Genomic DNA, 10,033 nt, shown 5'->3' with positions numbered 1-10,033 from the left:
GTCAACTTAAGTTGACTAAATAAGCCTTTAGGCAATCAAACGAGGTGAAACAAATATGTGTTGTTGGAATTTCTTTGGTTGTGGATGTAGACGTCGTAGAAGCTGTTGGGACAACTACAATAATAACTACGGTGGTTGTGGCTGCGGCCGTGGCAACTACGGTGGTAACTATAACAATGAGTATGATAATGGATATAACTATGGTGGTGGCCATAGTCAAGGTAGTAACTGCAGAGATGGCTATGACAGTCATAAACATTATCGTTCAAATTGTAAATGCAAACGTCATTCGAACTATTAATTTTATAGATAAAAGGGCTTGTTCAGTTAGTTGAAAAAGCCCTTTTTTAACGTTAATGATGCTAAGTAAGCTGACGATATGAATCCTCGTATACAATATCAAAAGACCAAGAAGATTCCAGGCGGTTGGAATCTTCTTGGTCTTTTAATAATTACGTATCAGTTAGGGAGGTAACTGTTTTTATAGAGCAAAAACTATGGTTGATTTATTCTATGTAAACATATCTAAAAGGTTTATAATTCTTTGAAAATTAATGTGCCATTTATTATTGATCTGGTTGTTCCTATAGAGACAACATTTTGGAGCAATTTTATTTTTTATACATATCTTAAGAGTAGTAAGCATATAGGGGGTGACAATATGGGCTTTGGAGGTTATGGTGGCGGTTGCGGCTATGGCGGATATGGTTACGGCGGAGGCGGCTGTGGTACTGGCGGTGGTTTCGCTTTAATTATTGTATTGTTTATTTTATTAATCATTATCGGCGCTTCTTGTTTCGGTGGATTTGTTGGAGGCTGCTAATAACTAATAAACATTTTACTTTTAAAGAGCTAGCAGTATGCTAGCTTTTACATTTGATATATTGTTCTTACATAAAAACATCAAAGGTTTGCTCCTAGAAAAGTATTTACATTCAAAAATAAATTAATTCATGATGTTGACGTGCATGTCTATACGCTTCTCACTTCTCAAGAGGAGCAGGAGTGTATCCATTCAAGTGAGCAAGATCTGTATAGATAGAAAACACTAGGAGACTAATACAAATAACTCCACCAATTAAGAAAAACAGATATTTTAAAAATGATTTCATCTTTCGATTATTCCTTTCAACTAAAAAAGCACCTTCTCTCTAGGGTGCTTTTTTAGCTCTTATCATCAATACTTTACATTGTAATTTTGAAACTTTAATCAATCTTAAGTAGCTTGCTCTCTGCGAGATGTTTCTATTCAAAAATAGAAACATCTCTTTAAATCGTTGAAACAAAAAAACTCTTGGGATAATCGCAACCCAGAGTTTTTTTGTATCCAACCAAATACTTCAAGTTATAACGTATAGAGACCTTATGCCATCACAAGTATCATGTTCAAGTATTAAAGAAATTATGTGATGTATATGATTACACATGCTATTATTGAGCACTCATTTTTTGATTGTATGTATATCTTTCTTACGTAAGTTGAAGAACAGAAAACACTACTTCATCTAATTGTTTAGTTAATTTTTTTCAAGTAGTATTTTCTGCTTTCCATTCTTTAGTTTGTAACAGTGCGAATGACCGAATAGACGCTGTAAAGCGTCTTTGCTAGTTTTGTCTAGCCAAGCTATTTTCATACTCATATAAAAGCAAACAACCCCCAAATCGGTCCATTTGGGAGTCGTCTGCTAGTTCAATTCACAAAAGGGAGCATGTTGAGTCCTTTTTTTAATTAATATGCTTGTCCATTAGTATGTATGATTATTTAGTACAAAAGTCTTGTAAACATTATGTACATACACCATATTTCCCGCATATGATGGTAGTGTGACACGAATATTTCATTAAATTAGTACGCTCCTTAGACATGTCCCTATTGGTCAGAGTATCGTTTAATGAGAAGTTTTCATTTTAAAAAAGCTCAAAAAACTTTGAGCTTTTTTTTACTTATATTTTAGTGCTCGTTACTTACTTTCAAATAAAAAGTTATAGCTATCATCGTAAAAGTAAGTCTAAAAACAAAATGGGAACCTCTCTCTTCTTAGAAGAGAGAGGTTCCCATTTATACGTTTAGGTACAAAGTGGAGTTTTACAATGTTTCTCGATTATATTGCCCAAAAATAGAAGCTAGTATGCAGCTTATTTATGCTGCTAAAGTAAAAGTATTTTAGCTAGCTTTATACTTTTTTTATCGTTTGTACAACATAAAAATGCCTTATTTACATATCTGATGTAGTTTAGTTTGGAGAGTATAGTCTAATACAGAGTAAAAAGGAGTTGGATACAACAAAGGGTTCTTTCAACGAATATGAAAGAACCCTTTTAACATTAATTTTTGTTTTTGTTAGCTTGAGCATTTTGACGTTTTACGTGCTGCACGTCAGTCTCACTAGCAAATTCTGTACCGTATTTACCAGAAGATGCTTGAGCATTTTTTCGCTTCACGTGTTGAACATCTGTGCCAGAAGCTGTCGTGTTAGAATATTTGTTTTCCATTACTATCACCTCCACAAGAATTAATATATCCAAGTAGAAGGGCAGTATCCTTAAAAGTATTTGGTAAGAAAAACATGAGAATCCCAGTACAGATAGGGCACATTACTACAAGGAAATGCAATTTCTTTAAAAGCTATAGATAACCAACTTTAAGTTGGTTTGAATTGCCTTAAGGCAATTAGTTGGTTAACGAGAAAAATCATGACCTTGGTCTTTAGATTTATTTATAGAGCTACTTCTAAATCTTCTATGCTGTTGGTGCTGCCTTTGCTGAGCTTGCTCTTCACTACGAGTAGCTTGTTGGATCGCATCAAAGATGCCTGAAATCGTTCCTATGACCTGCTCTTTGGTTTTTATCTGCTTTTCTATAGCTGGGATGACATCTTTCTCAAGCTCTCTAATTTCGCTTTGTCGCTTGTTTAAATCATCCGGTCCTTTATACCCTTTTTCCTTAAGGTTCTCTTTGTAGTGATTGGCTTCGTGCTGTAATTCTTCATAGTGTAGACGTGCTTTTTTTGAAACCAATCGTTTAGCTGTCTCACCAGGACTATTCCTTAGTTGATCAAGTTCTTTCTCTGTTTTTTCAAAGCTCGCAACTTGATTCTTCATCGTATCTAGATAATCTCGTTCTGTTTCGAAGATTTTTACATTTTTCTTTAGTTTGTATAACTCTTCTTTCTGATTCCCAATTGCTTTTTCAATGACTTCTAATGTTACTGGCGTCTTTTTGGCCATGTCGATATGTTTCTCTAGTTTTAAGGCATTATCATAGCTTAAGTATTTTCCGGCTGTTTTTAAATCAGGATAATGTGAGCTTACCTCACGGATCTTAGCCATTTTAATGGCTTCTTCTGCTTGTAACAATACCTTCGTTTCCACTTGAATTTGCTCTTTCTCATACTTAATTTGATGCTGACGATTTTCTTTTTGGTGAGAGAACTCTTTATAGCGTTCGTAGAACTCTTCTTCATTTGAAAAACGAAGAGATTCTTTATACCCTTGAATGTTGCTTTCATAGTTTGCTTTATCGCTCTCTAAATCAGAGATTTTATCAAGGTAACGACGTTTTAACATATTGTTCTCTTTCAGTTTAAACGGATTGAGTGCTCCCTTGAGTTCATCTACTTTTTCTTCATTCTGCTTAATCTCACGCTCTAAATCGCTCACATGGTCATAATAGTTGCTGACGTTCAGAAATTGTTGCTGTTGAACATGAAAATGGCGTTCAATCGGGTCATGACGATCACTCATTTTACGTAATTCGCCATGGCGTTTGTAGATATCGTCTAAGGAAACGACTTGTTGATTTAAAAGAGATGCAGCCTTTTGAATCTGTGTTTTTTCAATATCTGTAGAGAAGCTGAATTGCTTCTCTTTTTCTTTCATTTTTTGTAGATGAGCTTCTTTTTGGCGACGGTAAGTCTGTAAGTCGATAACTACTTGATTGTATTCTTGGCGCTCCCGGTTAACTTGGCCGCGCTGACTTTGTTTCCCTTTCTTCTCCATATCATGAGCCACATGGCCTAAATGGATGGTTGGAAGGACTTCAAGACCACGATTCTCATGAGAAAGGTGCGTGATGCGCTCGTTGCTTTGGGCTTTCTCCAACGCTTTGTTGGCATAATTCGCCCATTGTTCACGAATAGATAAGCAGCCTTCGCTGTTTTTAACGTACCCACGATTGTTTTCTTTGGCATTCGCAAAGTCAGCATTCCAATCACGATTCTTCTTGCCAAAGCCATTTTGGTCTACGTTTCTCATTGTTAACATGATGTGAGCGTGAGGATTATTTGCATCGTCACGATGGATGGCGATATCGGCCACCATTCCTTTTTGAACAAATTCATGTTGTGCAAAAGACTGAATGAGCTCTTTTTGTTGGTCTCGATTCAGTTCAATTGGCAACGCGATGTTTAATTCGCGTGCTAGTTGTGAGTCTTTGCGCTTCTCTACTTTTTCAACTTCATTCCATAAACGGTTACGATCTTTCATCCATTCTGGCGCATTAGTAGGAGTCAGAATCATGGTTTCTGGTTGCACGTTACGAGTATAAAACTTTTGCTCGTCCGTGCGTTCATCATGTAGTTTTTCGCCACTGCGATAAGCAGCTGCAGCGACAGCTGATTGTCCTTTTGAACGGCTGATAATTTGCATCGACAGATGGTAAATAGCCATGATTCGTTCCTCCTTTCTTGAGAATGGGTTTATGTTTTAGGAATAAGTTGATGAGAGCACAAAGTGCGCTAATCAACGTTTTTGATGAAAGCATCATAATGAACACCAAAGGTGTCAGATGGTGCTTTCATCTTTGCCGATAGGCAAACAGATTTTATGTAATTCGCCATCTAGGCGAATGGGTCTTTGTTTTTGTCTTTTCGTTCCGAAGGAACCGCACACATCGGTACGATGTATAAGTGCGCCCTTATCTCTTCGATCTAAGGGAATTATACCATACCCTGGTGAGAGAATCTATGCTAAGGATACCAATTTATCTCAATTTTTGATATAATCGATTTAAACATTAGAGAACAGAAAAAGGAGTTGAGGATGGGTGACGAAAAAGCGAACAGATGAAGAAATTCTTCAGGAGTTAGAAGAGAAAATTGAGAAGATGAAAGCGAGGAAACAACAGGTTGAAGCGCGTAAAAAGGAAAAAGAGAGAAAAGAAAGAACAAGACGACTAATTCAAGTCGGCGCGATCTTTGAGAAATACTTTGAGATTCAAAGTGAAGAAGAAGCAGAAAAAATTGCGAAGGCATTACAATCTTATGTAGGTAAAAACAAAGATAAGATTTTACATCATGATGTAGTTGTAAAAGAAAAAACGAAAGCAGCAGCTGAAGTAGCTGTTTCTGAAGAATAAGGATCCGTAGGAGCCTATGATGAAATGTTTATATTGTGATTCAGAAAATAATCGAATGGAGGAAGCATGTTCTGTTTGTGGAGCACCTTTACACGTAAAGCGTCCTCAACTTAAAGAATATGTGAGTTTACAAGATTCAGCTTTGTCATTCCAGGAGCTTCAAAGTTTTCACACATATGATTTGTTAATCTTGCTTCGATTAGTTCGAGAAGAGCGTTCAAAAAGCTACAATCTGATGAGAACGGTTCAGAAAGCGCCAGAAGGGGCTGAGATTGATAAAAGTGTCGTAGAGTTTGGAGAAAGCGAATATCGGCTTTATACGGCTCGTATGAAGCTCATAGAGGGTCTTTTGATAGATCGTATGGGGTACAAGCCTAAGCGAGTGGATGATAAGCTGCTTACAGCGTTAAAACATCGAATGGAGTCGAAATAGGCTTGCATTCATGAAAGATTTGGTAGAAAATTAGACATAAGAAAAAGCCCTCAAGTTTTGGTCGACTGGGAGGACTTCTTCTTAAACAAATATTAAGGAAGGGGTTAACCTTCTGTTATACATATTATTATAAAGGCATTATAACATAAGTTGGTTAATTCCTTCCACAAAAACCGGGGGAATTATAAAAATGAAAAAAGTAAGGGATTTACAAAATTCTTTAAATGAAGCTGAGCAAAAAGCCAGATTAAGAGACTTTGAAAAAGATCAAAACTCCTTTCAAAAAGCAGAAGATCTAAAAAAATCATTATTAGAGCAATTAAAAGAAATTACAGGTGAAGACCATTTTGTTGGAACTAGTAAAGATCCATTTGCAGGGGAGCCATTTAATCAGACTATGCATAGGAATTTAGATTTATTAAATCAAATTGATTATTTAACACAAGCTGAAGGGGATTTCTTATTTAGAATTCAACCATATTTAGAGTTTAAAAGTAATGCAATTATTCGAAGAGAAGATAAGTTTAAAAAGAATAAAAAGAGCACTGTAGATCTTGAAGATGATTATGAACTTGTTCAGTCCGCAACAGTTTCTGATATTGCTGAAATGATTGGTAAAACAAGAGCAAATACATCAAAAATAATGCAATCTTTAAAAGAAAAAGAGATTTTGCTTAATCCAGAAGGGGCAGGACAAGTAATCGACAACGGACGTACTGTTAGTCCGAGAACATGGATTGTAAATCCTTATATTATGATTTGTGCTCCACGTAAAAACAAAGTTCAATTAGATAGATTAACGATGCGTTTATTTCAAAACTCTTTAAAAAACCTTAAGGATCAAAATGGTAAAAAGGTAAAATTACCAGCTAGATTCTTTTAATACTATTTTTCTTTAAAAAGCACTTTATATTTTAGAGTGCTTTTTGTTTTTTGTTAAATATTAGGTGTATCGAAAACGATACATTTTAGTTTGTTTTTGTATCGAAAACGATACACCCCTAAAACTGCCTTCAAACCAGTCATATCAAGGGTTTGGAACACTTTTTTGTTTTAGCCCCTATTATCACTATTATTTAATAGCAATTCGCTCATAGAATTGCAAGGGTCTTTTTGGATTTTTTTTCGTTAAAAAAATAAAAGCCTAAAGGCTAAAAAGCCGTCTTAAGACGGCCATGACTAAAAGGGTAGAACAATCCCTATTCTAGGTGAGAACAACTTCATAAATATCAATATGGATTAACTTTTCAATATAACCATTTTAACTAATCCTCTAGAATAATAGGAGAATAAAGAGGAGAATAGTATTCTAAATCGAAAACACTGTTAGAATAGCCTATATAATAAATATTTGTATGTATTGAGAATAGGTGGTGAATACATGCCAGAACAAGCAAATGAAGTGGTTTATTTAGGTGGAGAAGTAGCTAAATCATTAGGAATAGCTCGTAGTTCGCTCACGAAATATTGTATTGCTTTGGAAAATAAGGATTATAAATTCATTAGAGGATCTAATAATTCCAGAGCATTTAGAAATCAAGATATTCTTTTACTCCAAAAGATGAAAGATTTAGTTCAAGATAAAAGTATGACGATGGAAACAGCCGTAAATGTAGTGTTATCAATACTTCCTGAAGAAGAGAGAACAGGTGCTATTCTAAAGGAGAACAAGCTAATTTCTCAAGAATATGAACCCAAAGAACAAGAAGAGAATAATCAACTTTCTGTTGTCATGGACAAATTAAAATATATTGAGGAAATATCTGATAGATTAAATTCAATGGAAAAAGAGCTTAAAGATATTAAAACTCAAAACAAGATTTTACAGGATCAAAATGAAGAATTAAAAACAAATGTTGAAGCAAGTTCAAATAAAAGAGATGAAAATCTTTTATTTTTAATTCGTGAGGTTCAGGATACTAAAAAAATGGTAGCAGCATCCCAAGAAAAAAAGTGGTGGGAATTTTGGAAATAAAAAAGACAGCAAGAATCTGCTGTCTTTTTTATTTATGGCTTGTCCTTTTTTTCAATAAGAATTTGAAGTAGTTCTGTAATCTTATCCAATTTAGTTTCAATCCGAACAAGTAGATAGAAAGTTAAAGCAATGGGAAAACCCAGTTCTTTTATGAAACTAACGAGATCTATATAACATACCTCCTTCATTTAGAAGATATATCATAATATGCGATTTCTAAGTATTTGTTCGTAGGGTATATATCCATTTTTAATACAAAAGTCCTTTATGAAATAAAAAAGAGCAATCTCTGCATTGGCAGGCGAGATTGCTCCATGTAAGGGTTCATTCATACGTATCGGAGTACGAACGATAGCCGTATTATAACATATTTTCCAATATAAATACTATTTTTGATATGGTCTAACATATGAATAAAAGGTGCGCTTTTTATTCATCGAATATGTTGGTCCTCCTAATGAAAAGCCTAACAAATCAACGATGTATAAAAAGCTGCATAATCGATAAAGAGGACCCTTTTGAGAACCTTTGCCTCCCAAGGGTTCTCTTTTTTGATGTGTTCCGGAAAGAGGTATTATGTAAACTTATTTTGTATATGATATTCATTGATTTCTCACTCTTTTTTTAGAAATATAAAGGGTGTTTACTATGATAAAATTATAGTAAGTAGAAAAAATTGTAACGGGAGTAAATTATGAAAAATAAAGATTTTCTATTATCGATTGTTCTAAATGTATTTTTAGCTTACCTCTGGATCTTTCTTATTTATTTAATTTTTGACTTCGTTAAGTTAAAAGATAATGCTTTATTGTTTGGAATAGTTTTAGCGTCCATAGGTACTTTACTCTTTGCAGAGGTGATAAGAAGAGTTAACCCCTTTATTGAATACAAAATTACTCATCCTGTAAAAGTTGCGGGCTTTATATCTTTTGGCTTTATTGCCGTGGCCAATCTATATTGGATAAGTTTTTAAAGATGATTATAAAGATTAGAACAAGCAGCTTAATTTAAGCTGCTTGTTCTTTTAAGTGCCGATAAATGGTTTTATGTTAACTTCGCACACATAAGATATATACTCATGAAACAGAAAAACTGCCATCGGGGAAGAGGCAGCTTTTCTGTTTTGGATGTTATACAATTTTGGCCGTAAAGTGATACTTCAGGGCGTACAAAGCATCTTGGATAGTTTGCTCATGTCGACCTGCATTATTCGTTTTATAGCGAAGTAGCAGCTAGTACGAGCACTAGCTGCTCAAAAGCTAGCACAGTAGATGTAATTAATTTATTACTTAGACATCAATAATCTAGGTAACGTAAAAAAGCTTCTAGTTAAGAACTAGAAGCTTTTTTCAATCTAGGGCGAGGTATTGATAGGAAATATCTTATATAGTTTGGTCAAAATATGGTGTCATATTCAATACTCATGAGTTAATTGTTATGAAAACACAAAGAAAATGAACAAAACACATTGTATATACACTGTTTTGCTGTTGAATGTTGGTTGTATCATAGGTAAATATAATTCAACAAGCTTAAGATATGGTGTTTAAAATCCAAAGAAAAACCACCTAGGAGAAAAGGTGGCTTTTATATTGCACGACGTTTATCCAATGACACCTGTTGGAGTCACCAATAGTATGCTCAAAATAGTTATACCTATTCACTATCAGTATTAATTACTTTTCTTATTTGTCCTGGTCAAATAATCGGTAAACAAAATAGTAGCAAACGGAAAAGAAGAAACAATAAAGAATGTTAAAAATGCCTTAAATATTTTGCGGTTTATGTACATGGAATTCACCTTTAAAAAATGGCATAAATGCAAAAAGCTATCTGGGGAAGAGATAGCTTTTCTACTGATAAACAAATCGGGTTTTAAACGGAGTCTAAAAAGACTTCTAAATTAGTTTAATCTACTTGCGGTATTCTATACGTTTAAATTACAAGAGACTTGCTATTCCAATTTATCGTTAGTAAATGGAGTAGTCATAAGTGGATTTTCGAACAATAATGAACCTTTATAAGGGGACAAGCATATGATGATTCTATGCAAATAGTCTTATTTGCGCTATTTTCATGCATAAAGGAGGGATAATGATATGTTAGATTTAGGATCATTACTTTCCACAATTATCGGTCTACTAGGTGGTATTCTTTAATAAAAGTAGAGTCAACTTAAGTTGACTAAATAAGCCTTTAGGCAATCAAACGAGGTGAAACAAATATGTGTTGTTGGAATTTCTTTGGTTGTGGATGTAGACGTCGTAGA

At 34.3% G+C, this 10,033-nt stretch carries 8 protein-coding genes and 1 pseudogene; 6 read left to right on the top strand and 3 right to left on the bottom strand.

All coding sequences use genetic code 11. From position 1 onward, the window contains the following. The first annotated feature begins 661 nt into the window (after positions 1–661). Positions 662–823, top strand: a complete 162-nt coding sequence (yjcZ, locus tag ACNHOZ_RS28620; protein WP_063247683.1) for a sporulation protein YjcZ — start codon at positions 662–664, stop codon at positions 821–823. Positions 824–2,328: 1,505 nt separating this feature from the next. Here yjcZ and ACNHOZ_RS28615 read toward each other — a convergent pair. Next, a pseudogene (locus ACNHOZ_RS28615) lies at positions 2,329–2,493 on the bottom strand (gamma-type small acid-soluble spore protein); the annotation flags it as partial. Between the two features lie 186 nt (positions 2,494–2,679). Beyond that, a complete protein-coding gene (gene mobQ / locus ACNHOZ_RS28610; protein ID WP_447697449.1) occupies positions 2,680–4,668 on the bottom strand; it encodes a MobQ family relaxase in 1,989 nt (662 codons plus the stop codon). Between the two features lie 376 nt (positions 4,669–5,044). Here mobQ and ACNHOZ_RS28605 point away from each other — a divergent pair, with 376 nt between their 5' ends. The 4 genes from ACNHOZ_RS28605 (at position 5,045) to ACNHOZ_RS28590 (ending at position 7,764) form a co-directional block, all read left to right on the top strand. Continuing rightward, positions 5,045–5,356: a hypothetical protein gene (locus tag ACNHOZ_RS28605; RefSeq protein ID WP_447697448.1), complete on the top strand. Its 312-nt coding sequence runs from the start codon at positions 5,045–5,047 to the stop codon at positions 5,354–5,356. Between the two features lie 19 nt (positions 5,357–5,375). Beyond that, positions 5,376–5,789, top strand: a complete 414-nt coding sequence (locus ACNHOZ_RS28600) for a hypothetical protein (RefSeq protein ID WP_447697447.1) — start codon at positions 5,376–5,378, stop codon at positions 5,787–5,789. A gap of 190 nt (positions 5,790–5,979) precedes the next feature. After that, positions 5,980–6,672, top strand: a complete 693-nt coding sequence (locus tag ACNHOZ_RS28595; protein ID WP_447697446.1) for a Rep protein — start codon at positions 5,980–5,982, stop codon at positions 6,670–6,672. Between the two features lie 498 nt (positions 6,673–7,170). Next, a complete protein-coding gene (locus ACNHOZ_RS28590) occupies positions 7,171–7,764 on the top strand; it encodes a DUF3967 domain-containing protein (RefSeq protein WP_447697445.1) in 594 nt (197 codons plus the stop codon). A gap of 32 nt (positions 7,765–7,796) precedes the next feature. On the opposite strand, the gene ACNHOZ_RS28585 is transcribed toward ACNHOZ_RS28590, so the two are convergent. Continuing rightward, the gene (locus tag ACNHOZ_RS28585; protein ID WP_080968617.1) at positions 7,797–7,952 is read right to left on the bottom strand and encodes a YvrJ family protein; all 156 of its coding nucleotides are present in this window, start codon (positions 7,950–7,952) and stop codon (positions 7,797–7,799) included. A 506-nt stretch (positions 7,953–8,458) separates the two neighbouring features. Here ACNHOZ_RS28585 and ACNHOZ_RS28580 point away from each other — a divergent pair. Further along, a complete protein-coding gene (locus ACNHOZ_RS28580) occupies positions 8,459–8,737 on the top strand; it encodes a hypothetical protein (RefSeq protein ID WP_421545770.1) in 279 nt (92 codons plus the stop codon). Positions 8,738–10,033 lie beyond the last annotated feature (1,296 nt).

This window comes from Priestia sp. D51, from assembly GCF_053345675.1.
This window is presented reverse-complemented; position numbering and strand designations above follow the sequence as displayed.

Bases quoted from the DNA above. Each gene is read 5' to 3' on its own strand.
- ACNHOZ_RS28595 (WP_447697446.1), top strand. From the start codon at position 5,980: ATGAAAAAAGTAAGGGATTTACAAAATTCTTTAAATGAAGCTGAGCAA.
- ACNHOZ_RS28585 (WP_080968617.1), bottom strand. From the start codon at position 7,952: ATGAAGGAGGTATGTTATATAGATCTCGTTAGTTTCATAAAAGAACTG.
- yjcZ (WP_063247683.1), top strand. From the start codon at position 662: ATGGGCTTTGGAGGTTATGGTGGCGGTTGCGGCTATGGCGGATATGGT.
- ACNHOZ_RS28580 (WP_421545770.1), top strand. From the start codon at position 8,459: ATGAAAAATAAAGATTTTCTATTATCGATTGTTCTAAATGTATTTTTA.
- mobQ (WP_447697449.1), bottom strand. From the start codon at position 4,668: ATGGCTATTTACCATCTGTCGATGCAAATTATCAGCCGTTCAAAAGGA.
- ACNHOZ_RS28590 (WP_447697445.1), top strand. From the start codon at position 7,171: ATGCCAGAACAAGCAAATGAAGTGGTTTATTTAGGTGGAGAAGTAGCT.
- ACNHOZ_RS28600 (WP_447697447.1), top strand. From the start codon at position 5,376: ATGAAATGTTTATATTGTGATTCAGAAAATAATCGAATGGAGGAAGCA.